Below are 25,280 nucleotides of genomic sequence, written 5' to 3'. Positions count from 1 at the left end.
TATATTCCAGCCTGTGTTTAACGACTTATTAAGCATATAAAAGAGTTCTTACTGGTGAATAAAGGAAACCTTAACAACCGTCTACCAAAAGCCTTATTATTCTCTTAAAATAAAAATGAACAAGTAAAAAAAAGATTCCTATCGCCCACAATAACTGTGAGAATAAGAATCTGAAAAAGGTGTGCAATATCTGTACCCTTAGAAATCACTTAATCGTATAGGGAGACAGGCTTCAAACATGGTCTGTGTGCGGTCGCTTTTAGCCGAAATACTTCCTTTATGCACTTCCATGATGCTCTTGACAATCGCAAGTCCTAGCCCAGTTCCGCCCGACGATCTGGAGCGGTCCCCCCGATAGAAACGTTCAAATATAAACTGAAGATCGTTTTGAGGTATGGGTTCGCCATAATTGATTATCCTTATGGTCGCCTCTCCATTAGAACAACTAATATCAATATCAACGTATTCTCCATCGTGGCCGTAACGGATTGCATTAGAGATCAGGTTCTCAAATCCGCGGGCAAGCAGATCCCCGTCTCCTTTAATGATTAGCGACTCCACCTTTGTGGAAATACGACAGATCATTCCAACCTTCTCCAGACTGGGGACAAACTCCTCAGCCAACTGTTGAAGAAATGCTACCAAATTCAGTTCCTCCATACGTAGAGGCATGCCGTTATTGATGCGAGTATACTCGAACAAGTCGTCTACCAACTTTTTGAGAGTTATGGATTTCTCATAGGCAATACTGATATAATGCCGCAGTTCTACCTCGTCTTGGTATCGATCATTCTCAATGACCTCCAGGAAACCGAGGATGGAAGTAAGCGGCGTTCGAAGATCATGGGAAACACCAGTGATTAGATCGTTTTTGGTCTTCTCAGCATTGCGCTCCTCCTGGATCGAACGGTCGAGCTGCTTCGCCATACGGTTAATGCTATCCGCTACCACGCTCCATTCACTTAACGGATTATCCTCCAGTTGAATACGGTGCTCAAATTGACCGCTAGCGACCTTCCCTACTCCAGATGAGATTTCGTCTAAATAAGTGCGCAACTGCGAGGTCATCTCGTTCACACTTCGGGTGACCAGTCCTATCTCATCGCGCGATGATGACGAAATTTCCTGATCCAAGTTACCTGTTATAATCTGTTGTAGACTGTTATTAACTCTCTCTAACCGCTGAATTGTTCTTCGCGTTAAGAGGTAATAAAGGAAGAGGAACATAATGGGACCAACTACATATAATGCGACCGAAGAGCCGTAATTGTTAACGATATAACGCAGGATATTTTTAAACAGAGGAAGCCTGATAAGGAGAAAACCAAGCTGATATAAGGCATATAGCAGAGCTGTCGTTATCCCTAAGCTGGCCAAAACAGATATCAGGAATTTCCACCGCACTGTATTGATCCATTTTAATTCCATGATGATGTTTCCCCCCTGAATATTTAAAGCCGATCTATCTTATAACCAATTCCCCAGACGGTTTTGATGTATCTGGGATTCTGATTGTCCTTCTCAATCTTCTCGCGAATTTTGCGAATATGGACCATCACCGTATTTTTCGACTCCATAAATGGTTCGTTCCAAACCTCTTGATAAATCCTTTCCATACTTAGCACAATTCCCCTGTTAATAGCTAGCAGCTTGAGAATGGCAAACTCTCGAGGTGTCAGTTGTACCTCTTGTCCTTCCACGGTAACGGTATGCGTGGAAATGTTGATCACAAGCTCCTCTATTACAATTTCATTCTCATCCTGCCTCTGCGGACCGCTTAATTGCTGGTAACGTCTAAGCTGCGATTTAACGCGGGCTACCAACTCGAGCGGATTAAACGGCTTCGTAACATAGTCGTCTGCCCCAATGCTAAGTCCCGCAATTTTGTCCATATCCTGGCCTTTTGCCGAAAGCATGATTATGGGCATATTTTTACTCTCACGGATCTTCATACAAGCTTCGATCCCATCCATGCGGGGCATCATAACATCCAAAATAATTAAATCGACCTGATGTCGGCCCAGCAGTTCAAGCGCCTCCAGACCATCAGCCGCTTTCAGCAGCTTATATCCTTCATTTTTAAGATATATATCCATCAATTGAATAATCTCTTTCTCGTCATCAACGAGCAGTATAGTACCTCTTGCAGACATGAATATCCTCCTGGCTTAGTTAAATACATACTACATAGGATTCCCTTAAAAAAACTATACCATTTCCATTCAGACTTATGTCTTAAGAATCACTTAATTTCCTCATGAACATTTTATTTCGAAGGAGGAGTATTTTTCTATGATCTCCCATGTTGACGAACGGAATTCATAGCACTACTCTCAGCAATCGTAATCTTCTACCTATACAAAAAAAGGCCAACCCATGATGGTTGGCCTTTTCATACATAAGTACTCCCCTATTTTACGCTAACAGAGATGGTAACGGTTTTGGTTCCGAATTTAGCCTTGATACTAGCTGTCCCTTTGCTAACTGCCACAATTTTACCGTTAGTCACGGTAGCCACAACTGGCTTCGAACTGGTCCACACCACTTGATCTGTAACGGATATAGTTTTGCCCGTATCATAAGTCGCTGTCAGATTCACCGTCCCGTTCCCTCCTGGAGTGAGTTTCAATTTCTTCTCACTAGGGGTTACTTTAACTAATAACGGAACTACGTTGACTTGTACCGTCACCGTTTGGCCTTGATATGAGCCAGTCAGTGTAGTAGACCCCTCGGCAAGAGCAATTACCTTGGATCCCGTAACTTTTGCAATACTACTATTCGAAGACTCCCATTTTATATTACTGCTCAGATTAACCTTTTTCCCATTTGAATAGGTACCGGAAACTTGTAGAGTTTTCCCCTTTTTAATATTTAATTGAAGGGATTTAGAACTGGATTCTATTTTTACAAGTTCCTCGTTTATAGCAATTGGAATCGTAATAGACTTATTTAAATATACCCCACTTAACGTAGCTCGTCCTGGCGCCAATCCTTTAATTTTACCGTTACTCATTTCGGCATTTGGACTACTTAGCGTCCATTTAATCAGCGTTGTCACGTCCTGTTCAGTTCCATTCTCAAAGAACGCTTTTACCGTGGGAAGTGCGCCCTCTGCTCCCTTATTAAGACGATACGAGGTATTTGATGATTTCAGACTCTTTACTTTCGCATCAACCGTGATCAAAGCTTCAATTAGGAAATCTCCATATTTGGCAGTGATGACCGCTTCACCAAATGTCTTCGCTGTCACCTTTCCATTCTTTATGGTAGCTACCTTCGCATTACTTGTGCTCCATACCGATTCACTAGTAAGCTCAACAAATTTGTTACTCTGATTCTCGTACTTAGCGATCACACGAAGCTGCTTACTCTCGGATACGTTAAGCTTGATCGATGTGGAATTCTCCCAGGCTATACCTGTTATCTTCTCGGTATTTTCTTCTGCCAACACGCTGGCTGGAAAAGCTGTAATCAGTAAAAGTACCATTGCTAGTAACAAGTGAATTGTTTTTTTATTTCGTATCATATATAGCTCTCCCCTCTCTATATATTTATTTCGGAAAACAGCCGCCAAAATATAATAAGGTTTTGAAATGGAGCAGGATTCGGACATAAATATCTCACAATAAAAGGCCTAAAGTATCCGCTCATCTAGAACGGCCTTTAGGCCTCTTTAATTACATTTGTTAATTATATAAGCATTAAAAAAGTGATAGAGCGTAGAGAGCGAAATGATTCTGAAGAAGTGCAGCGTTCGCCTTTGTCCCCCAATTTTAACCTTTATACAATTCAATCTAAAAATTGGTGGACAACAGCGATCGTAAGAACATTTCGCTCTCGTAGCTTACAAACACATTTTTAGTTCAGCTTATATATTCTATAAATAATTACAGCCATTTCTGCCCGAGTTGCCGTTCCCTTTGGATGGATGAAACTACCATCACCAAGCACAATTCCCTCTTTGATGAGGGTAGCTATGGCCTCCGCTGCATAATCAGCCACTTTGGAACCATCTTTAAATTTGTTAAGCTCAGAGGCGGTTCCCGTTTCACTTAATTTCCCTAACTTCTTTAAGGCATTAGTTATCAGTACCATCATATCCTGCCTAGAGATTTCGGCTTCCGGATTAAACTTCTTACCGTCTATTCCGTTCGTAATCCCTAATTGTTTAGCTATGCCAATAGCCTCGTAATATTCACTGTTCTGATCAACATCCTCAAAGTTACCATCCGAGCTCGCCTTTAGACCAAGGGCTTTTACCAATCCTAGTATAAATTCACCCCTGGTCACCTTATGACCTGGATCAAAGGTAGTTTTGGATGTTCCCTGAATAATTCCTAGAGCTGTCAATTGTTCAATTGCTTCCTTTGCCCAAGAATATTGGCTACCAATATCGCTAAAGTTTGATGGAGTTATTTGCGGCGTTGTTGGTTGCACCACTTCAGGCACTGGAGTTGGAGTTGGTGTAGGTGTTGGAGTTGGAACTGTACTACCACCATTTCCACTTCCGCTACCTCCGTCACTACCGCCATTTGAAGCTGCTAGTGTGGATACAATTCGCACATTACTTATTTTCGAAGTATTACCAGCCGCGTCATATGCAACTACATAATACTTATAAGAAGTGCTTGAACTGAGTCCACTGTCTCTGAAATTTGTTGATGTTGTTACTTTTATTTCCTTATCATTTCTGAACACCTTGTATCCCGCTACCCCAACATTATCTTTGGAAGGTGTCCACTTCAAATCAATTGTTGAGCTGGAAATAGCCTCTGCTTTATCGATCGTTGGTTCCATAGGTGCTTCGGTATCAACAATAGTTGGTGTCCACCAGTTTCCTGATACCACAATCATACTGAGCAAGCGAAGGTTGTTTCCAAAATATAAATCGTCTTCGGTTGAACCTGCAGCATTATAATCCCACAATTTATTCAACCATTCCTGATTTGATGAATCGATCATAGCACTAACCATCATAGGTGCAGAGAATGTAATATCCGTATAATCGTTTAACGCTTCCGATCCGTCCAACTTGTATCCCGCAAGGATTTCTGCCGGATCGTTGTTTGTTTTGGTACGGATCCACTCGTTCAAAGCCCCTAGTTGAGCTTTGGCCCGGTCATCTCCAGTTAAGAGATAGTCTGTGCCGATGCGCCAAGGAATACGGGAAGAGTTATAGTTATAGTCTCCATCCTGTTCTGACTCCAGAAAAATTCCGTCTGGCTCCCAATTATGCTCACTTACTGGTTTATACTTTCCATCTGTTTTATCCTTGAATACGAAATCTGGAAGAAGTCCCGCCTGTGGGCTGTAATCTTTATACAGGTTTTGAATCACGTTATACGTTTTATCGATAACACGATCCCAATTACTGTCACCCGACACATTTCGGAAATCTTTCAGATGCTGCAGCATAAAATCGGACGGACGTGTTGCGTTGCCATACTTCGGATCATCATCCGTAACCCAATCCGCCATTTTTAATGTCCATTCGGTATGATTGACATCACTTTCCATGATGGCATTTATAACTTTTTTAGCCTCAGCCAAATAGTTAATGTCACCACTACTACCCCATTGACTATTTGCTAACAGAAGGGAATAAGCAATATCCATATCGCCATCCGTAGCCGAGTCAACACCATTAATATCTTTAATTTCTGTGCCTGTATCTGCTTGTTGCCAAGCCATAAGATCAGGATTGATTTCGCTTGGATGTGCTCTGAAATAACGATACATCCCATCAAAATATTTCTTGGCATCAGGATCATGGCCCGCCATCATAGAAGTGATGAGCATGCCGTATCCATGAGCTTCAGAGACCGTAATTTCATTCTCTTCGAACCAATCTCCATCGGCGTACCATACATAGTATTGATCATTGTTATATGGATTTTGCTTCAGGTATTTACTTTTCCACTCGTTATACAATCTAGCCACCGTGGCATCCATTTCAGCCTGTGTTAAGTGATTTGGCTTAATCGTGCCTGCTGCATAAGCAGTGTGCTGCGGAAATGCCTTATGAATACCTTCTCCAGTAGGTGAGGACTTCGTCGTCACACTTACCGAGTTACTAGCCAGAGATTCGATTTCTGCCGCATTGTAAGCCTTAATTACATAGGTATATGCCGTATTCGAATCTAATCCGATATCATTGTAAGATAGTGTCGTCGTTGTTCCAATCTTGCTACCGTTGCGGTACACATTGTAGCCTTGCGGGCCCTTAGTGCCTGCGGAAGCTGTCCACGTCAGATTGATTTGGAACGGTGAAACGGCATTACCCTTTAAATTAGTCGGGGCCGAAGGCGGCTCAGACTCAGCAGGTCCTCCTGTTGCACTCACTTCGACTGGATTAGAATTCATTCTTGTGCCAACAGCTTTGATGATAAAATCATAATTTTTAGCTGGATTGATATTGTCTACTGTGTACGTATATTCACTTTGTCCTTCCACTACGGGTACATACAGACTCCAGTGTGTATTTACCTTATCGTTCTTCTCGTAAATTCGGAATCCTCTTACCGGTTCTTTACTTGCGGAAGGAGTTTTCCATGATAGAACTACTTGGTTATCGCTAACCGCAGCCTTCACGGCCTCCACCGCATCTGGCTTAGTATCTGTTCTCTGGATACCATAATTATCATAAGCCATTAAGCCATTACCAACAGTACCGTCTTTCCCTTCATCTTCTACGGCCGCTGTATAGGCGATAAATGAAAGTACCTTGTCGGTGATGGATACATCCGTGAACATTTTCTTCTCTGGTTGCTCATCAATCTCAGCGAAGTAGTCATCATATGGAATAGGGTCCCCATTCTCATCTAGAATTTCGTGTGGTTCCCATTCCTCATCTAGATAATATTGATTATTCTTATAATAGAATTTATTACCGAATGCATTAGACATAAGATACACAGTACCTTTAGGATTGATCGCATTTCCGTCATCATCAAATTTTAGTTGATCCTTTGGAATGACCTCATCATTGTACATTTGGAAGGATCTCATATACATATGATCATGCGCCTCAAACACCATATCGATACCCATCTCGTCAAAAGCAGGAATTAGATTCTTTTTGTAAAACTCGATGCGTCCGCCTTCCCACTGCGCGGAGTTATCACCTGCAGCATAAGGACTCTTATGGAATGTAACGAATTTCCACTTCTTATCGCTCTTAGCGACAGTGTTCTTCATCCAGGCCACTTGATCCCAAAATTGCTGATCAGAGAACTCCACATCTTCTCCATTCTCTGTAAGCTCTCCTGCGTACTGCGAATTAAAGACGAGATAGAGCGCGTCGCCATATTCGAAAGAATAAACAGAGCCTTTATGCGTATCGGCTACAAGCTGTTCAGGTAGGTTAAAATGATTGTAGAAGTTATCATTCGGCGTGGTTTCATCACCGTCATAATCCATAACCTCATGACCACCAAGCACAGGTACGTATGGTACCTGAAGCAATTCATCTTGGGCAACACCAAGCATCCATTGCCACTGCTCCTCTAAATCGCCGTTATCCACTAAATCTCCGGCACTGATCAAGAATTTTGGAGCACCCATATGATTAATTGCTTTACGGAATGTATCTCCCCAAGGCTCGAAATCAGCTTTACTGGATGCTTGCGAATCTGAACCTGCGATAAAATGGTAGGGTTGGTTCTCTGCCGCATCGGTCGTAAATGAACCGATAGAACTCCAATCTTCCGCTTTACCATTACCAACGCGGAACTTATAAGCAGTCCCAGGGTTAAGCTGATCGGCGATAACTTTATGACTTATAAATTCCGTATGATGATCAGTTTCTCTGTCACCCTTTTTCACATAAGTCTCAATCGCCTCTGCATTGCCATGATAATTTAAGCTTCCGTCTTCAGGAAATGAAGTCCCTGTAACCTTAGAAGCTTCTACAATCTGTACTACGGTATCCGTCATTACATCTGTATACCAGGCTAAAGCAATACTTGTTTTTGGATCTCCATTAAACGTCATGTTGATGGATTTGGGAGCAAGGGGGGAATCCTGAACTCTAAAACTCCAGGAAATATCCCGAGCTTGCGGTACACCATCTTCACCTTTGATGAGTTCCTTGGGAACTGATACCGTGTAGGATGTACCAAAAGTCAATGGAGCATGGTTAATCTGTAACGTATCAATGTTCGAAACTTGAAGACTAATCCCGCTTACTGACTGATTATTCTCATCTACAAACTGGACAGAATGGCTTTCGTCCAGTGCAATCGCCTTGTTGAATTTGAGCTCAACAGGCACATCGGCAGGCACATTTTCAGATCTATTTATTGGCTGTTCCAACAGATCAACTGTAGGAATAACTGGAGGTATCCCCTCAATAGGATCGCCAGTAACTATAATATTTCTGATTCTGCTTGAACCGCCTGAGCCTATTCCTTCTTCTTCACCCTTCGTATTCTCATTAGAGCTTACGATCCAACGAATATATAACAATTCTTGATTATCATCGCTCTTAAGAAGGGGAGTTTCCACCAATTTAGCGGTATCCTCGAAACTATTCGCTGCCATTTTCAAATCTGTGTTTGGTACATTGGTCCATGTATTTCCATCATGACTACTCTCTACATGGAAATCACGAGGACCTGACCCGGAAGAGCTTTGTTCGGATGATAAGGTAATATTCTCGAAACCAGATGTTGATATGGTGGCAAGCCAGTACTTCTTCCCGTCCCCATCATCCCAGCCCTGATAGCCAATGTATTTATCATCGTCATTGAACTCCTCGAACACACCACCCACATTACGAAGGGTAGATGCCGTCTTATAGGTGCCATTTGTTGCTAAATATACGACTTCACTCTCGGGTGCATCATCAAAGGCCCATTCCGCGATCGTCGCCGCACTAGACAATGCTTCTGAACCGGGGGGGTCTTGTGCAGCTGCAGCTCCAACAACATAGAACGGCAACATCGTAAGTACAAGTAAACAAGAAACGATTCGGCGTAGTCTTTTTTTCAAATTGCTTTTCATCTGCACTCTCATTCCCCTTTTCGCCAAAGATAGTTTAAGCGCTTTAACTTTAGTGTAAAATTAATCCCTTGATCTTTCCGATGCTCCCCTCCTTCTTAATCTTTCTATTAATAAATATAGCGTAAAACTGTCAGCGTATTCTCTACATATTTTGTGATCATTTTTATTTTTCTACTTTTGTCACTATCGAATTCCCCTAATTAAGTACCCAGATCATCAATCGAGTTTTCCTTTGCGGAACTTCAAAGGGGACGTACCTATTAGAGCTTTAAATATTCTCCCAAAATGAGTTAAATTATCAAACCCAACCCGTTCAGCCACCCCCGAAATAGATAAGTCTGAGTTCTTCAGAAGTGAACAAGCTTCTTTTACCCGAATGTTATTGACATATTCAACAAAAGTAAACCCCGTTGTTTCTTTGAAGGTTCTACTTAAATGAGATGGACTTATAGAGAATTTTCGGGACATGTATTCTAAAGATAATTGTTCAGAAAAGTTTTCATTTATGTATGGTAAAATTTTAGAGATCTTCTTATGGGGCCGGTTCGATTCCACCAGTTGGTTACTTTGATCTAGCGGTATTTTACGTTGTAGATAAATTAGTAGTTCCATCAATAGAACCTTCTGATAGTAACTGCTTCCTGGCTGTTTCTCGTTCTCCTCATGAATCATTTTACTAAAGATATTCTCGACAAAGATTTGCTCGAAAGCACTTAATTTGATCACATTTGATTTGGAATTAAAGCAAGAGAGGGGATTAAAGTCTTCAGTCTCTGTGAAAAAAGCACTAAGAAAGTCACTTTTAAATAACAAAGTAACTCTCTCGTAAGTATTTCCGTTTATATTAACTAGTCTGTGAATATCATTGATGTTAATTAGTAATAGAACCCCGCTGACGACATGATAGGTTCTACCTTCTATAAAATAGTACAGCTCCCCGGATACTAAATAGAGAATTTCATAAGCATCGTGATAATGATTTGAAGGCATACTTGAGATGCTTTTTCTCTCGCGGCTAATGTCAAAAGGGTCAGACTTATAGAAATTAAGCTTCATGGCGTCAGCTCGTTTCAAATGAAAGTGAATTGCCTTAATAGATTTCATAATTCGAAGCTTTGCATACTACTCATCGTCACCATGCTTTCGCTTGATACTCCTTCTCTTTGCAGGAATCAGTATCTGAACGGAAGTGCCGATTCCAATACGGCTAAAAATTGTGACGCCATACTCGGATCCATATTGTAGCTTGATGCGTTGATCAACATTTCGGACGCCGTAACCTGTATTCACATGATCCTTGGGATCGAAAATCTGATCAATACGTTCCTGTTTCATGCCGATACCATCGTCAATAATACGGAACAGAATACGATCTGCTTCCATGCGGCCAACAATCCGTAGATGAATGCGATCACCACACCATGCATGCTTCAGCACGTTCTCGATAAATGGTTGTAAAATCAGCTTGATAGTCTCATAGGGCCAGATATCTGGATCGATATCATACATAACCTCCATGCGGTCGCCATATTTAATTTTCTGAATTTCCAAATATGCATTTGCCTGCTCAATCTCGGATGGAACCGGAATCATCGTTCGACCTTCATTAAGTGTTAGGCGATAAAATTTAGCTAATTCCAGCACCATCTGCTGTAGCTTCTCGTTCTGCCCAAACTTGGCTAAGCGATTAATAGATGACAATGTATTGTATAGGAAATGAGGGTTGATTTGCGATTGAAGCGTTTCAAGCTCTGCTTCCTTCTTCTGTAGCTGTGTCAAATATACCTCTTTAATTAACGATTCGATATTCTCTCCCATATCGTTGAGAGCGGTAGCAATCTGAGAGAATTCGTCCTTGCCTCGATAAGACATGCGCTTATGTAGATCACCTTCACGATAGGCATTAAGCACGTATACGAACTTATTAATCCGAATCGAAAAATATCGGGATATAAAAATGCCGACGAAGCTAAATACAACAAAGCATATCAGACACATCAAAATAATAAATAAACGTACCTTAGCTGCATCCTGTTCAAGCATTGTTATCGGAACAAGCGCTACTAATTGCCATGATTGATTACCGATTGATTCGCTAATCGTCAGGTAATCTTTATTAAGTTCGGCTTCACTAGCATAACTCCTCGGTAATTCTCCCGATTGATACATTGTTCGGCCAAACTCATTCTTGATATAGAGAATACTTCCTTTTCCAATCTTCGTATAGTTGACACTGTCGAACAGATCCGGAATTCCTACATTAATCCGCAGGAACCCAATCTCCAATGGTTCAAGAGGATTGTATGTATCAATAAACCTCCGGAGCAATGAGATGCGATTATTCTCTACATCGCGCTCAATCTGCCACCATTTCATAGTTTCAGCATATTTTTCTGTTGGAAACTCTGTATACCAAGATTTATCCGTGATCCGTTTCATATGGTAAATATGATAGAAACTACTATTATCTAAATAGCCCTCAAGCCCAGGTGTATTCGAATAGATCTCAGGAATTGATTCATTCTTTAAAAATAGCGACATCCCAATCCTCATGCCTGTAGATTGAATAGCTACGTCCAGCTTCGGAAGTACCTTCTTAGACATCCGATCGTAATTCTCCCAGCCCTCTTCATAACTCCGAAGATTCCGATAGAAATCAAAATCACTATATAATTGAGTGGATATGCGAGTAACTTCATCCATTTTATAATCAATATTGTCACGAATCTGTAATAACGTTCCTTTAACATTCGTACTTGTATGTTCGCGTAATGAATCATTGTACATGGAGTGAGAGACTAAACCGATCACGGACACAGGGATGATAATAAAAAACATATACGTCAGCATTAATTTATACCCAATCGGCACATACTTATGTCTTCTTCTTGGTAGTTTCATGGAATATCATCCCCCATCACTTGTCCCGCTTACGATACTCCATAGGTGTCATACCATATGCCTCTTTAAACTGTCTGCTGAAGTAAGGAAGATAACGATAGCCTACCTTGCTCGCGATTTCATAGATTTTGCTCGTCGGATCTTTCAAGAGCTTGGCTGCCTGTTCCATTCGAAGTTGATTAAGTACTTCGCTGAACGTTTTCCCAGTTTCCTCTTTGAATAGATATCCCAAATAGTTAGGAGAGAAGGAGAATTGCTGTGCAATATCCTTAAGCGTAAAGTTCTCGCTCATCTTGTCCTTCATCATTTGAATAATTTCTCTAATCAGTTTATTGTTCACTGACTCTGATTTGCTGCGTAGGTACTCGGATATCTCAAACGTTTTGAGCACAAGCCAAGAGCGAATATCACTAATCGTATCGAATTGAAGCAATATATCTAAACTATGTAACTCCATGCCTAATATTTCAAATAAGTCCTCACTAACATCCTTCAACTGCTGGTCCAGCTTCCATATAATATACATTGCTAGATTATGTATAGTAAATTTGGATCTTAAACTACTTACAGAACGAAACAACTTATCAATCTCATCATAAATAAGGACTAACTCATATTCTTTCATCGCTTTAAACAGCGTATCCATGCGAGTATCTAACATCCGAGCATCGATCATTCCAGGTTCGCTGCTAACGGTCTCGTACATAATAAGATTGCCTTTGCCAATGAACATCTTTCCGTCAACCGCTTCCATAGCTTGTCGATATGATGTGTGAACTTGTTCCGTAGCAAATGTCGGCTTCCCTATACCTACGGTCATTGTGACAGGAAACTTTGCGCGAATCGAAACGTAAATATCTTCAATGAAATTGTCCATTCCCTGTTCGTTAATCAACAAAGCGATCCGATATGACGATACCTTGTAGCAATGTGGCATGCCGTGCTTCTGACCGATTTTATTCACTTCATAAAGAAAGTCCTTGGACATTTGATGTTTAGAGAGATTATCCTGATCTTGAAACCAATTGAAATAGTCTAGCTCTAAGACTGCTACTCGAACAGGCCATTCCAGCTTATCCAGACCATATGACTTTACAAGCGTCAACATTCCAGTCTGGTCGTCCCCCTCCCATTCCCCTTCAAACAAGCGTATCAATAGATCATTTTTGGCCATAGGAATCATATGTTGATACGCTTCTTCGACGTCACGTCGTTTACTTTCATCGTCCAAATCCTGCCTTACTTTCTGAAGTGCAGCAATAAGTTCATTATCATCCATTGGCTTAAGAACATAGCTATAGGCCTTCAAGGACAATGCTTGCTTTACATAGCTGAAGTCTTGGTAACCGCTTACAAATATCACACGAATATCCGGTTTCTTCTCTAAGGCAATCCGGGCTAGCTCCAGCCCCGACATGTTCGGCATATTCACATCGCTAACTATAATATCTATATCATGTTGTTCCAAAATATCACACGCGGTAAACGCGTTATTCGCTGCCTCTACGACTTCCATACCCAGCTCGTTCCAAGGAATAAATTGTCTCATGCCTTCTAGATCAAGCATCTCATCGTCTACTAATAATACGTTATACATCAACGTAGTCCCCCTTTGAAATGCGGTGAAATTATCCCTATTAATTCTACTATCGAGTCTATTCCAGTATACCATTCATTGTCTTACCTAACAGCCATAAAACTAAGATTAACAGTAATGTAAACGTAAAAACGAAGGTTTGCCTAGTAGCAAACCTTCGTATTACTTAAATTATTATTTGCCTAAAGCTTTCTTGTTTTCTGTCCATACATTTGTAACATAAGCAAGGAATTTCTCATATCCAACCTTCATGGAATCGTCATGTGCTTTGTCAAGAATTGCTAATGCTTCTTCATCTGTCTTAGCATACATTGACTTCGCTCTAGCTGTTAGCCAGATATCTCTAACACTTTGTCTAATAATACCTTCTTCACTATCTGGAGCCGGATCCCAATTTAGGAACTCTGTAAAGTCACCTTGAGAATCCCATGTTACTTCCATTTGCCAACGGTTACTAAAGTCAATTTGGTCAGCTGGAAGAGTTGATAAGAACTTTTTCTTCGTGCTATCCAAGAATACCGTGTTACCTACCCAAACCAAGTCACCGGCTTTACCGCTAATTTCGGATAGAGGTTCTGGATCATTTAGATATTTATCTTTATTAAATTTAGGCGTAACTCCATCTGCTTCAAATCCATCCCAATAACCATCTGGTCCTGATGGGCCCCAGTTAAGAACCATATTACCTTCTGGACCTGTCATCCAGTCAAGCATAGCAAACACAGCTTCTGGATTTTTAGCATTTTTAGATATTGTTGCTACGTTCCACCCCAACTGATTATACGTTCCTGGAGTGATCTTACTTTGGTCTAGACCTGCTTTGTAAATTGGTTTAATAAACATATAACCAGCTTCTGGATCTGCCTTCTTCATCTCTTCGTCAGCAGTTGCGAGTAACTTCATTGGATCGAATGTCGCAATAACAGCAAACTTGCCATTCAGCGCTTTCTCTCTAATTTGGTCTTCTGTTTGGGTATTCGCATCCTGCGTCATTAGTTTCTCACGCATTAATTTAGCACCAAATACTACGGATTCACGGAATCCAGCGTCTTTATAAATCGAAGCCATTTTGTCGCCTTCAGGAACGGCAAAGATTCTAGTATACGAAAGGTTATTCTCTTTGAAAGAGGAGAACAACTGGTCAATACCGTTACCATCTTTGGCCAAACCAGTCTCGAACGGAATTACATCAGGGAACTTCGCTTTAACAGCATTTAAATATGCATATAAATCATCAGTAGTCTCTAGTTTTGGAGAACCGAGTTCTTTGTAAATCTTCTTATTGATCGCATAACCGGCATTTCCGTTCGGTTGCGTTGTATAATAATTCGGTAGCTGATAAATTTTGCCATCAGGAGAACGAAGCAATTCCAAATGTCCTGGTGTTAAAGAAGCTTTAAAGTTAGGATATTTGTCAATATATTCATCCAATGGAACTAGCATATCCGCTTGACGAAGACGTTCTACGTCAGCACCCTTTTCAGTCCACACAATATCTGGTAGCTCATTACCAACGATCATCGTCTGTAGCTTTTGGGCATTATTACCGCCAGAGCTAATTCCGGTGACATTAATCTTCAAATTATCTAAGATCCATTTCGAAGCAGCATCATTACCCCACTTCGGCATTTGATACCAGCCGTAGTTACCATAGAATGATACTTCAAGCGGTTCCTTCCCTAACTCATACAAATCAGCCGCTGGAGCTTCAGTTGCAGTGTTTACCGCGTTTCCTCCTTGATTCTCTGGTTCAGCAGTTGCAGCTGGAGCACTTGAATTATTGCCACCGCAGCCCGCCAACAAAGTTAGCACCATCAAGATAGACAACATACTGAGAAGCATCTTTCTCTTGTTTTTCAATGTGTTTTCCCCTTTCAAATTGTTAATCTATGTTCAAAGCAAAATGCTCTAAACCCAAAACTCGTTCTATCATACTACTCTTTTAGTGATCCAACCAAAACACCTTTAACAAAAAACCGCTGAAGGAATGGATACACACATACGATCGGAATTGTTGCAACCATTATTGTGGCCATAGTCAAAGACTTCGACGTTATCTTCTTGGCCGCGTTAATATGTGCAATGGAGCTTGCATCTACATTAGACAGCTGCTCTGAAGCAATGTTAGAGAACAATATCTGTCTTAAGATGGTCTGAATCGGCATTAACTCCTCTTTCGTAATGTAAATACTCGCTACGAACCATTCATTCCAGTGATTTACCGCTGTGAACAAAGATAATGTTGCGATTACAGGACCGGACAGAGGCAATACTATACGGAAAAAAGTTCCCCAGTTACCGCAACCGTCAATCTTCGCCGACTCTTCCAAGCCTTGTGGAAGACCTTGAAAGAAGGTGCGGAATATGATCATATTCCATACGCTGACAAGTGCTGGAATAATAAACACCCAAAATGAGTTAAAGAGACCTAGATTTCTAATGAGCATGTATGACGGAATGAGTCCCCCTCCGAAATACATCGTAATGATACACATAACCATGTAGTATTTGCGGCCCATCAGTTCACGCTTCGACATCCCATAAGCAAATATCGATGTTGCCAATATCGCTGATATTGTACCAATCACCGTTCTCAAGACGGCAATGACGAATCCACCCATTAAACGAGAATCTTCAAACACAATCTTATAATTCTCAAGCGTGAACTCACGAACCCAGAATGTAACTCCTCCTTTGGAGGTATCCATCCCTTCATTAAAGGAAATGACTAGTGAATTCCAAAATGGATATAAGGCCGAGAATGCCAGTAAAGTTAAGAATACATATATAAACCCGATGAATAAGCGGTCCCCTATATTGCTACGTGTCATAGTCCAGTCCTCCTATATTGAGTAATTCATTACCACAAGCTGTTACCTGCTTTTCTGGCAACGAAGTTTGCAAAAGTAAGTAATGTCACACTGATAACGGCCTTAAACAATCCGATAGCAGTCGCATAGGAGTACCTGAAGTTGTCTATACCGACACGTACAACATATACATCAACTGAATCTGATACTTCTCTTAGAGCTGGATTGGAAGCAAGGATCAATATATCTTCGAATCCTGCATTCACAAGATTACCGATTGCCAGAATCATGAAGATGATTACAACTGGTATAATTGAAGGCAACGTAATCAAATAAATTTGTTTAAAGCGACTTGCACCATCCATCGAAGCTGCTTCGTATAAGTGCGGGTCAATACCAGCAATGGCAGCTAAGTAAACAATCGAGGCAAACCCGATTTCTTTCCATACATTGGCCGTAATTAAAATGCCCCAGAAATATTCTGACATGGACAGGAAGTTTACCGGTTCGTTAATTAAATGTAATTTCTCAAGCAACATATTTATACTGCCATTATCTACGGATAGCATCGAGGTCACCATCGAGCCGATAACAACCCAAGATAAGAAGTGAGGCAAGTATGTAACCGTCTGAATAACCCGTTTAAAGAACATCTTACGAACTTCATTCAGCATTAACGCCAAAATAATCGGTGCAGGAAATCCAAAACAGAATTTCAATAAGCTAATAATAATTGTATTTTTCATAACTACTGCAAACTCAGGAGCATTAAAGAAGTAAATAAAATGCTTCAATCCAACCCATTCACTACCTATAAAGCTTGCACCTAACTTGTAATCTTGGAATGCGATAAGAATCCCGTACATGGGGATATAAGCAAAAATAAAAATTAGAACGAGTGCTGGAATTACCATAAGCTGTAGATCTATTTGCTTAAAAAAGCGTCTTATCCCGCTAGTTCGTTGCTTATCGAGATTTAGTCCCGATCTCTTGTCTGGTGCGACGCTTGCGTTCGCCATATGTGAATCCTCCTAAACCTAGATTCTTGTAGAAAAAACATGCTTACTCTGTTGTGATAATTTCTAAGACAAGTACAGATCATTCATGGCCTTCTCTCTTATATGTAGGCCTGGTTCTCCTTCTCTCCCTCCGTTGAATTGCAGCATTTATACCTTAACTTGTCGAATCACCGCTGTCATATTGCCTTCGTTACCTTGACTTCTTATAAATCAATCTTAATATCAAAGCGCTTTCAAAGGTATATGACAAAACAACGATTATTGATACTTTGACACTCTCTTGTATCTAGCTTGTCCTATCTTGCTATATTGCTTATGAACTAGACTCTTTACATTCGATTTATTGCAATTCACAGCAAAAAAGCAGATCCCAATCATTCCTTGGAAATCTGCCCTCTTGCTAAAAAATCTCAACATCTAACTATTCTTGATTAGTAACAATCCCTTGTTCCAATGCATATCTGGTCAACTGTACTCTATTTTGAACTTGCAGCTTATGTAAAATATTCTTCAAATGATTCTTGACTGTATGCTCAGATATATTCAATTTTCCCCCGATTTCCCTATTGGTCAGACCACTAGCTACATTTGACAATATCTCCCGTTCTCTAGGAGTTAAGGTCTCTACTGTTTCCTTTTTAGTTGTCAGGGAAACGTCCTTCAATATTTGAAAGGCTAACTCTCGGCTTAAAGGCGCCTCCTCACTAACAATGGAGCGTAAATACTCGATCCAAGTTGAAGGTGCTAAATTTTTTAACAGATAACCTTGGGCGCCTCTTTTTAAGGCTTCAAGCAAATGAAACATATCATCCGACACCGTAATCATCACAATTTTCACATAAGGAAACCTTAGCTTAATTCGCTGGGTTGTCTCTAAACCATCCATGTCAGGCATCTGAATATCCATCAAAATGAGGTCCGGCATCCATTGCTCGGTAAACTCAATGGCTTCCCGACCATTTGTCACTACGCCTATGATCTCAAATTTCTCATCCATGGAGATAATATCACAAATAGCCTCCCTTGCATGAGCATGATCATCAACTACAAGAACCCGTGTTTTCATCTCATTTCTCCTACCTTTTCTCCTACCTTATGTAATTCTACCAAAGTGTAATTATTCTCTGTTGCGACTCGTAAATCCCAACTCATTTCTTTTGCTCTTTCATACATGATATTCAGACCATAACTATCATTATAATTAAAAGGGTCCCCTAATAATCCGATTCCATTATCCTTAATTGTCACTTTCCACTCTTCTTTATTTCCCTTTCCTTCAATCCATCCTTTTGTTGCATGAGCATGCTTCTGAATATTTATTACTGCTTCACGAATACAGGCAAGTAGTTCTACCTTTTCTTTGGGATTTAAAGATTCATCAGAGATATTCCAATCTACATCCATCGAGATAAGAACCTCTTCAGCAATTTGTTTAACCTTTTCATTTAATGATTCTCTTTGAGGAGCATCTTCTGCTAATGTCGTTGAATAACTCAAATGTGAAATGGCTTGTCGAACGTATCGATTCACTTCATGAACCGTTTTACGAATCTTATATATTTCATGATTATATTTCTCCTGATCAGTAATGAATTCTAAGCGGTCCACTTTTACAGATAAAAGGAATAAGGATTGTGCAACCCCATCATGCAATTCCTTTGCCAGTTGCTCTCTAGCCTCAAGCGCTACTTTATTCGCTCGTTCAGATTCAAGCTCTCGTTGGATTTTTTCCAGCATAGAGAATAAACGACTAAGCAACGTCACACTTACAATATAAACCAATAATGGTGTTATCCAGTTGCCGATATCCATAGAGATATATGATAAAAGGAACTGATGACGAACATACTCCCAGACACCTATAGTTAGGGTTGGAATGAACAAAATCATCCATTTAATTTGTTTATATGTCACTGGAATTCCCCCATCTAGCCTTTCAGCGTTTTTTTAAACCTTGCTGGTCATAACTTGAGTATACTTGAAAAAGATGATCCAAGTTAATCTTGATCATCTTTTTCCGCATTTATATATGATTGGAGTTGTGAGTCGCTATTTATTTCACCTAACAACAATCGAGAAATTTTTCCCTGTTTATCAATTATAAATGTGGCAGGCAAACCAACAACTCCATATAATCCAGACACTTTTCCCGTAACATCAATGATGACTGGGAAATAAAAATGATTTGTCGCCAAGAAATTGTTTACTGTGCCCTTAGATTCTCCCACATTTATGAATATTGTTGCCACGTCAGATCTATTGGACTGGAAGACATCATTTATGAGCGGCATCTCCTTCACACAAGACTCACACCAAGAAGCCCAAAAGTTGAGGATCACCACTTTTCCCCGATAGTCAGAGAGCTCCATTTTTTGCCCAGTTGTATTCGTTAGTTCGAAATCAGGAGCAATACTACCAATGGTTAATTTAGCTGCCTCCTGCTGACTATTATCATGTCTAGACGAAACTACAATCCATGCAATAGCCCCGAGTGCTATCAAACCAATCACAATAGTAACGATAACTCGCACATTAGAATTTTGATTGTTCATTCGATTCACCTTGAGCTTATTCCTAAACTATGTTGAAAAGCGGCTTGTAAAGGTAGCTCTCCATACTTTTGACGAAAATATGCTACGCTACCTTCTCCACAATTCCGTCCCTTATTCAAAAATACAACATCATCTGCGACCTGTTCCGCAATGTCAAGCTGATGAGTAGAAAATAGAACGGTATGGCCTTCAAGCTGAATCTCCCTTAATAGTTTGACGAACTCATTCATCCAAAAAGGATCTAATCCATTCGTTGGTTCGTCCATAATTAATAAAGGAGGATTGGCCAGAATAGCTTGGGCAAATAAAATACGCTGCCGCATTCCTTTAGAGAAAGAATTCACCTGCTTATGTCTTTTATCCTCTAATCCCACCAGAGCGAGCACTTCGTTCACTCTGTTCTGCGAAACTCGGCGTAATGCAGCCCAAAAGGATAATACCTCTTCTGCCGTCAGCCCTTGCGTAAATTGATAATCATCCGGCATGTACCCTATTTGTTGAGAGAATATCTTCCTATTTCTTTTCCATTGCAATTTATTTACCGAAATTTCGCCCGAGCTTGGTTGGAGAATCCCAGCGATCATTCGCAAAATCGTACTTTTTCCCGCACCATTTCCACCACACAGCCCAACTATACTTCCGGATTTAATATTCAGATTGATATCTACGATGATCTGTTGTTCTTTAATCTTCTTATTTACACCAACGAGTTGGACAAAGGGATCAGCCACGAGAACGCCCCCTCTCCCAGATCCAGTACACAATGGTAAGTGACAGACCAATCCAAACTAAGCATAGTCCAATAAATACTAAACTTCCGCTTGGCTGATGAATCCAATTTACCCATTTATAATATTCAGGACCTAATACAGATCCGCCTCCAAGCTTAATGACAACAAACAAACGAACTAACTCGGCAGGATTTAAAAAGGTGAAGAATACCAATACTGGTTTGATCCATAAATACGGAAGTAAGCCTAAGACAGCTATTAAAATACTGGACCAGCCAATCACTGCAAAGAACCAGATCATGACCGAAATCGTTAAAGCCTGCCAACGATTTTTGGATAGAGAACCTACAAATAAGGCTATCGACAGAAATAGTAGTACTAGGCCAATTGAAAAGGCAAGGAAGAGAAGAAATGTTGTCGCTGCAAAGGTTTTACCAATAATTATCGTAATCAAGCCCATCAAACCATAACCAAAGGAGACAATCGTCAATAATACTACAGATAATCCGGCATATTTGCCTATCAAAAAAGACATCGTTCCAAGGGGATACGTAGATAATAGCTGCCAACTACCCTCTTCCTTTTCCGCAGTAAGTGAGAAGGATCCTAAAAACAAAGTCATCAGCGGAAGTACATAGAGTATAAGACTTAACATAGATCCGGTTACTCCTGAGTAACCACTAACCTCATTCTGAGAGTTAACTAGCAACAAGCTTAGGCTAAAAACAGAAAATAGAATTAGAAAGGAATAAGCCCACGGATTGCGGAATCCCATTTTAATCTCTCTACTTGCAACTTGCAGCATATCTGCCATGTTCATATCTCCATCTTCTGTATTTAGTTAGTGCCATTGTGATCCATATTCATGTCTTCATGCATATCCCCATCCATTCCTTCTTCCATGTGCATATCCATCATATCCTTGCTTTGTTGCCAAGTATGGTTAGATAGTTCATCAGCGCTTAATATTTGCCCAGTACCCTGCTCATGAACAAAGTCCTCTGCGGATTTTTTTACCTTAAAACTAATAATTCCATACGCCATCGGTGTGCGGAACGAGCTGTCATACACATAGGTAGCTTTACTAAACTGTATCCATTCTTTATCGTTATAGTCGCGAACATAATCCATGCCTATATGATCCACACCGTTTTTCTGCTTCCATTCATTCATACAACCAATGTCATCGAATTTTAAATTTTTGCCGTCTTTGGTCACTATCTGTGTTGCAAAGGCATCATCCTTCACCTGCATGTTACATATGACGCAAACATCTACATCTTCGTTTATTGCCTGCGGTGTGTACTTCTTCTGACCACAACCTACTAACAAGAAAATTCCCAACATAAGCGCAAAAGCCATTGACCATTTTTTCATGATTTGGATACCCCCGAATAAAATATAATAGCTACTGACGTAATCAGAAGTGTTGACGTGATAAGGAGCATAAACGTCGTCTCAGAAATATTTCCTTTTTCAGTTGAAGATGGCGGTGGTTTTGAGATCGAATCTATACTCATTTTCATTAATGGTGAAGAATCTTTAGTCCAGCTTTCCTGGTTGTTGGTATACATTGAACTTAAAAACGTCATACCTGTTGATTGAAAAAACAATTGAAAGGCTGGAGTTTTAGAAATCAACTCTTGGTAAAATGGATTGATAGCGTAAGGGATTTCACTTATTCCATCTTTATTTAAGTCTAAGCCTTGTGCGGAATCCCAATAATTCTGTTCAATTTCATTGGCGTCACTATCTGTGGCCTCTGCTTCAATCACGTTGGAAACAAAGTCATTATCATGAATCTTGTTGCTTTCTGCATGAACAAATTGAATCCCAATAAAGTTTCTAAGAATTGAGTTTTCTCTTATTTGATTCTCTTGCGATGACTCGATGTATATTCCTACCCTGTTTCCTTCTACGATATTCTGTTCGATCACCGAATTCTGAACGCTATATAGAAGTATTCCTTGAGCGTTAACATTTTTACTCTGTTTTAGAAATGAATTATTAGAAACAAGAACATCCCGAACCCCCATAATCATGGCGCCTGTTATGTTATATTCACCTAGATTGCCAATAATCTCGGAGCCATCTATATACATGCAATGAATACCGTACCGTGAACCCATAAGCTGATTATTTAGGATTTTCAATTGACGACTGTTCTCCAAATAAATGCCATCTCTCATATTCTGAATCTTATTTTGTTCAATAGTGTTGTTATGAGAATTGTAGAGATCGATCCCATTCCCCTTTTCCCCAGTCTTGATGTTCTTAGTTCTCAACCATGAGATCGAGTTATGAAGGACAGTCCCTCTGTCCGCATCCCGTAGCAGTATTCCATATCCCTTCGTTTGGATGTTCAAATCCTTCAAACCTACTTCATCCGCTGTAACAACGATGGCTGCTGATTCATTAACATAATTTTGTCTAATATTGAACCCTTCCACAACCACCCCTTCTGCTTGAATCATAATAGCTGCCTCAGGGGAATCGTTTGTCAGCAATACTTGATTAGAACCTTGAATATGTAACACTTTATTGATGACTACAGGTCCCAGATAGTTTCCTTCAGCCAACACAAGCGTGTCTCCCGGCTGTGCCTCATCGACAATTTGTTGAAGATCAAAAATTTGCTTACTTGATACCTCCTCCTCAGTCGCAGAAAAAGCAACTACAGTAAATAACAAACTAACGAGAATGAAATGGATCAAAACTACAAAAATAAGAACATTCATGCGATGTTTGCTTCTCATTAACTTACTCCCTACTTTTCGTTTCATAGATCAGTACATCACCAATTCTTCTAATCAAAATAATAGGCTATAACTTTTTTCACTAACATAGCCCTAAAGAGTCCTTTTATAAGAAGATTGTGTGTAATTATGGCGTTTTCATGAAGATTTATATTAAACCTAACAAAAAGACACATGCAGACTATTCTCTGCATGTGTCTTAGTTATCTATTAAAGACGATTCAACATTTCCTCACTAATGTTCTCAGTGATTACTCTTTGGAGTGCCGTAGTTATCTGCTTTCTTTATGCTGTATAAATGTTACTATTGGCACAGAATGAGAAAAGATAAGTATGCTATAGTTTTTTCTAATAGCGGGCAAGAGGAGGAATACTTCAGATCAGGTTATGCGGGTAGCAAGCAGTACTCTTTGTCCTGAAGCTATGATAATTAAGGAGGAGTTATTATGGTGCACCTCGTTTATTGTGACGACAAGGAAAAAGTTTTGGAGAAGATACTAAGCGGAATGAAAACCATGGTAGTTAGAGGTGCTGCAGGAAGAAAGATTCCACACAGCAGAGTATTTGAGGATGAAACGCTATACTTTATGAAAAAAGGAACAGGTAAAATTTCTGCGATGGCTACGGTTACTCACGTTCAGAACTACATAAAACTAGCAGAAGAAGAGATTACCCAAACACTTCAAGACAATCAAGAAAAACTCCATTTGACGGACAAGCAAATGATTAGATGGCAAAAAAAATGTCTCTGTTTAGTCGAATTTTCTAATGTAAAAGAAATTGGACCTTTAGAGTTTGACCATCAGAGTAATATGGATGACTGGCTAATTATTGAGAAAATTGAAGATGTAGTAGTAGGAACTAGCATACCGTACAATTATGACAAATCTAAATTCCAATAAGTCAGACTAGAAGAGTTAATATCAATACAGAATATGGGATTTCGCATATTTGGTATATCAGATCTGAAGTGGTGAGAATATGAAAGTATCCATTGAAGAAATTAGCAGGGACCATGAAGAGGAAATTATCATCAGATGCCACGAGTTGAATGATGATATTCTAAAATTGCTAAGCAAATTAGAAATAAAAAACACTATGATACTTGGATATGACGATGACAATATCCACAGGATTAGAATAGCAGACGTATATTACTTTGAAGCAGTGGACAATAGAGTGTTTATCTACTGTAAAGACAAGGTATTAGAGTCAAAGCATAAGCTTTATGAGCTGGAAGAAATATGTGAGGGAATGAAATTTTTCCGGGCATCTAAATCTAGCATTTTAAACATAAAAAAGATATTGTCTGTAAGGCCTTCCATAAGCGGCAGGTTTGAGGCAAAGCTGGATAACGGAGAAATTGTAGTTATCTCAAGACAGTATGTACCTGTATTAAAAAAGATGTTGGATTTATAGGAGAAAACGGAAAATGAAATTAAAAGAATATCTTAAAGAGTTGATCCGAGATTTTTTAATCATATTTGCAATTGTCGTCATATTTATAACTGTATTGCGGCAGATATTTTCACCCAATGAGCATTTTGAATTGACAGATATTTTTATCTATATGATATGTGCATTGGCTGGAGATTTACCAAGCTTAATCTTCTACTCGTCAAAGGAGATATCCGAAAAGGAAATGCGGCTCCGGATAATCATTCATTTCGTGGTACTGGAAGTTGTTATATTGACCTTGGCCAATGTAATGGCCTGGATAAGCGGTCCCCTAGATACGCTTTTATTAGCAATTCAGATTGCGGTAATCTATGTACTAGTCCGCTTCTTGACATGGAGGGATGATAGAAAATCAGCGCATAGAATCAATGAAAAACTAAAGGCTATGAAAGAAGAATCAATGCACGTTTCGGAATAAGAATAAGAAGTGAATGACAGCTTACCCCTCCTTTT

At 39.9% G+C, this 25,280-nt stretch carries 20 protein-coding genes; 3 read left to right on the top strand and 17 right to left on the bottom strand.

Going from position 1 to position 25,280, the window contains the following annotated elements; translation table 11 throughout:
* Positions 1–198: 198 nt before the first annotated feature.
* The 17 genes from NST85_RS09115 to NST85_RS09035 form a co-directional block, all read right to left on the bottom strand.
* A complete protein-coding gene (locus NST85_RS09115; RefSeq protein WP_341189117.1) occupies positions 199–1,428 on the bottom strand; it encodes a sensor histidine kinase in 1,230 nt (409 codons plus the stop codon).
* 23 nt (positions 1,429–1,451) lie between these two features.
* On the bottom strand, positions 1,452–2,153 hold the full coding sequence (locus NST85_RS09110) for a response regulator transcription factor (protein WP_127192551.1): 702 nt from the start codon (positions 2,151–2,153) through the stop codon (positions 1,452–1,454).
* A 257-nt stretch (positions 2,154–2,410) separates the two neighbouring features.
* Positions 2,411–3,526 (bottom strand): Ig-like domain-containing protein, encoded by a 1,116-nt coding sequence (locus tag NST85_RS09105; RefSeq protein ID WP_170220183.1) that lies wholly within the window; start codon positions 3,524–3,526, stop codon positions 2,411–2,413.
* A gap of 332 nt (positions 3,527–3,858) precedes the next feature.
* Positions 3,859–9,003, bottom strand: coding sequence for a glycosyl hydrolase family 8 (locus NST85_RS09100; protein ID WP_341189116.1), 5,145 nt, complete (start codon positions 9,001–9,003; stop codon positions 3,859–3,861).
* A gap of 216 nt (positions 9,004–9,219) precedes the next feature.
* On the bottom strand, positions 9,220–10,107 hold the full coding sequence (locus NST85_RS09095; RefSeq protein ID WP_341189115.1) for an AraC family transcriptional regulator: 888 nt from the start codon (positions 10,105–10,107) through the stop codon (positions 9,220–9,222).
* A gap of 18 nt (positions 10,108–10,125) precedes the next feature.
* Positions 10,126–11,904, bottom strand: a complete 1,779-nt coding sequence (locus NST85_RS09090) for a sensor histidine kinase (RefSeq protein ID WP_127192547.1) — start codon at positions 11,902–11,904, stop codon at positions 10,126–10,128.
* A 16-nt stretch (positions 11,905–11,920) separates the two neighbouring features.
* Positions 11,921–13,501 (bottom strand): response regulator, encoded by a 1,581-nt coding sequence (locus NST85_RS09085; RefSeq protein ID WP_127192546.1) that lies wholly within the window; start codon positions 13,499–13,501, stop codon positions 11,921–11,923.
* A 174-nt stretch (positions 13,502–13,675) separates the two neighbouring features.
* Positions 13,676–15,361: an extracellular solute-binding protein gene (locus tag NST85_RS09080; RefSeq protein WP_127192545.1), complete on the bottom strand. Its 1,686-nt coding sequence runs from the start codon at positions 15,359–15,361 to the stop codon at positions 13,676–13,678.
* A 74-nt stretch (positions 15,362–15,435) separates the two neighbouring features.
* The gene (locus NST85_RS09075; protein ID WP_127192544.1) at positions 15,436–16,332 is read right to left on the bottom strand and encodes a carbohydrate ABC transporter permease; all 897 of its coding nucleotides are present in this window, start codon (positions 16,330–16,332) and stop codon (positions 15,436–15,438) included.
* A gap of 29 nt (positions 16,333–16,361) precedes the next feature.
* Positions 16,362–17,330, bottom strand: coding sequence for an ABC transporter permease (locus tag NST85_RS09070; protein ID WP_127192543.1), 969 nt, complete (start codon positions 17,328–17,330; stop codon positions 16,362–16,364).
* Between the two features lie 421 nt (positions 17,331–17,751).
* Positions 17,752–18,396, bottom strand: coding sequence for a response regulator (locus NST85_RS09065; protein ID WP_127192542.1), 645 nt, complete (start codon positions 18,394–18,396; stop codon positions 17,752–17,754).
* Positions 18,393–19,142, bottom strand: a complete 750-nt coding sequence (locus NST85_RS09060) for a sensor histidine kinase (RefSeq protein WP_341189114.1) — start codon at positions 19,140–19,142, stop codon at positions 18,393–18,395. Before NST85_RS09060 ends, NST85_RS09065 begins: the two co-directional genes overlap by 4 nt.
* Before the next feature lie 185 nt (positions 19,143–19,327).
* Positions 19,328–19,882: a redoxin domain-containing protein gene (locus NST85_RS09055; RefSeq protein WP_127192540.1), complete on the bottom strand. Its 555-nt coding sequence runs from the start codon at positions 19,880–19,882 to the stop codon at positions 19,328–19,330.
* Between the two features lie 5 nt (positions 19,883–19,887).
* Positions 19,888–20,613, bottom strand: a complete 726-nt coding sequence (locus tag NST85_RS09050) for an ABC transporter ATP-binding protein (RefSeq protein WP_127192539.1) — start codon at positions 20,611–20,613, stop codon at positions 19,888–19,890.
* Positions 20,606–21,427, bottom strand: coding sequence for an ABC transporter permease (locus NST85_RS09045; RefSeq protein ID WP_127192538.1), 822 nt, complete (start codon positions 21,425–21,427; stop codon positions 20,606–20,608). Before NST85_RS09045 ends, NST85_RS09050 begins: the two co-directional genes overlap by 8 nt.
* Before the next feature lie 23 nt (positions 21,428–21,450).
* Positions 21,451–21,990 (bottom strand): nitrous oxide reductase accessory protein NosL, encoded by a 540-nt coding sequence (locus NST85_RS09040; RefSeq protein ID WP_127192537.1) that lies wholly within the window; start codon positions 21,988–21,990, stop codon positions 21,451–21,453.
* Entirely contained in the window at positions 21,987–23,396 is a 1,410-nt protein-coding gene (locus tag NST85_RS09035) for a right-handed parallel beta-helix repeat-containing protein (protein WP_341189113.1), read from the bottom strand. The genes NST85_RS09040 and NST85_RS09035 overlap by 4 nt, the downstream gene beginning before the upstream one ends.
* 419 nt (positions 23,397–23,815) lie before the next feature.
* Between NST85_RS09035 and NST85_RS09030 the strand changes: the two genes are divergently transcribed.
* The 3 genes from NST85_RS09030 (at position 23,816) to NST85_RS09020 (ending at position 25,245) form a co-directional block, all read left to right on the top strand.
* A complete protein-coding gene (locus tag NST85_RS09030) occupies positions 23,816–24,271 on the top strand; it encodes a hypothetical protein (RefSeq protein WP_127192535.1) in 456 nt (151 codons plus the stop codon).
* Between the two features lie 79 nt (positions 24,272–24,350).
* On the top strand, positions 24,351–24,788 hold the full coding sequence (locus tag NST85_RS09025; RefSeq protein ID WP_127192534.1) for a LytTR family DNA-binding domain-containing protein: 438 nt from the start codon (positions 24,351–24,353) through the stop codon (positions 24,786–24,788).
* A gap of 13 nt (positions 24,789–24,801) precedes the next feature.
* Entirely contained in the window at positions 24,802–25,245 is a 444-nt protein-coding gene (locus NST85_RS09020) for a DUF3021 domain-containing protein (protein ID WP_127192533.1), read from the top strand.
* Positions 25,246–25,280: the final 35 nt, after the last annotated feature.

The organism is Paenibacillus sp. FSL K6-2524 (genome assembly GCF_038005525.1).
Lineage (GTDB): Bacteria > Bacillota > Bacilli > Paenibacillales > Paenibacillaceae > Fontibacillus > Fontibacillus anaericanus.
Note: the sequence above shows the minus strand (reverse complement) of the source record. Positions and strands in the feature narration are given on the sequence as shown.

Bases quoted from the DNA above. Each gene is read 5' to 3' on its own strand.
- NST85_RS09110 (WP_127192551.1), bottom strand. From the start codon at position 2,153: ATGTCTGCAAGAGGTACTATACTGCTCGTTGATGACGAGAAAGAGATT.
- NST85_RS09035 (WP_341189113.1), bottom strand. From the start codon at position 23,396: ATGAAACGAAAAGTAGGGAGTAAGTTAATGAGAAGCAAACATCGCATG.
- NST85_RS09020 (WP_127192533.1), top strand. From the start codon at position 24,802: ATGAAATTAAAAGAATATCTTAAAGAGTTGATCCGAGATTTTTTAATC.
- NST85_RS09070 (WP_127192543.1), bottom strand. From the start codon at position 17,330: ATGGCGAACGCAAGCGTCGCACCAGACAAGAGATCGGGACTAAATCTC.
- NST85_RS09090 (WP_127192547.1), bottom strand. From the start codon at position 11,904: ATGAAACTACCAAGAAGAAGACATAAGTATGTGCCGATTGGGTATAAA.
- NST85_RS09060 (WP_341189114.1), bottom strand. From the start codon at position 19,142: ATGGATATCGGCAACTGGATAACACCATTATTGGTTTATATTGTAAGT.
- NST85_RS09095 (WP_341189115.1), bottom strand. From the start codon at position 10,107: ATGAAATCTATTAAGGCAATTCACTTTCATTTGAAACGAGCTGACGCC.
- NST85_RS09045 (WP_127192538.1), bottom strand. From the start codon at position 21,427: ATGGCAGATATGCTGCAAGTTGCAAGTAGAGAGATTAAAATGGGATTC.
- NST85_RS09040 (WP_127192537.1), bottom strand. From the start codon at position 21,990: ATGAAAAAATGGTCAATGGCTTTTGCGCTTATGTTGGGAATTTTCTTG.
- NST85_RS09100 (WP_341189116.1), bottom strand. From the start codon at position 9,003: ATGAAAAGCAATTTGAAAAAAAGACTACGCCGAATCGTTTCTTGTTTA.
- NST85_RS09030 (WP_127192535.1), top strand. From the start codon at position 23,816: ATGGTGCACCTCGTTTATTGTGACGACAAGGAAAAAGTTTTGGAGAAG.
- NST85_RS09105 (WP_170220183.1), bottom strand. From the start codon at position 3,526: ATGATACGAAATAAAAAAACAATTCACTTGTTACTAGCAATGGTACTT.
- NST85_RS09075 (WP_127192544.1), bottom strand. From the start codon at position 16,332: ATGACACGTAGCAATATAGGGGACCGCTTATTCATCGGGTTTATATAT.
- NST85_RS09065 (WP_127192542.1), bottom strand. From the start codon at position 18,396: ATGAAAACACGGGTTCTTGTAGTTGATGATCATGCTCATGCAAGGGAG.
- NST85_RS09055 (WP_127192540.1), bottom strand. From the start codon at position 19,882: ATGAACAATCAAAATTCTAATGTGCGAGTTATCGTTACTATTGTGATT.
- NST85_RS09085 (WP_127192546.1), bottom strand. From the start codon at position 13,501: ATGTATAACGTATTATTAGTAGACGATGAGATGCTTGATCTAGAAGGC.
- NST85_RS09115 (WP_341189117.1), bottom strand. From the start codon at position 1,428: ATGGAATTAAAATGGATCAATACAGTGCGGTGGAAATTCCTGATATCT.
- NST85_RS09025 (WP_127192534.1), top strand. From the start codon at position 24,351: ATGAAAGTATCCATTGAAGAAATTAGCAGGGACCATGAAGAGGAAATT.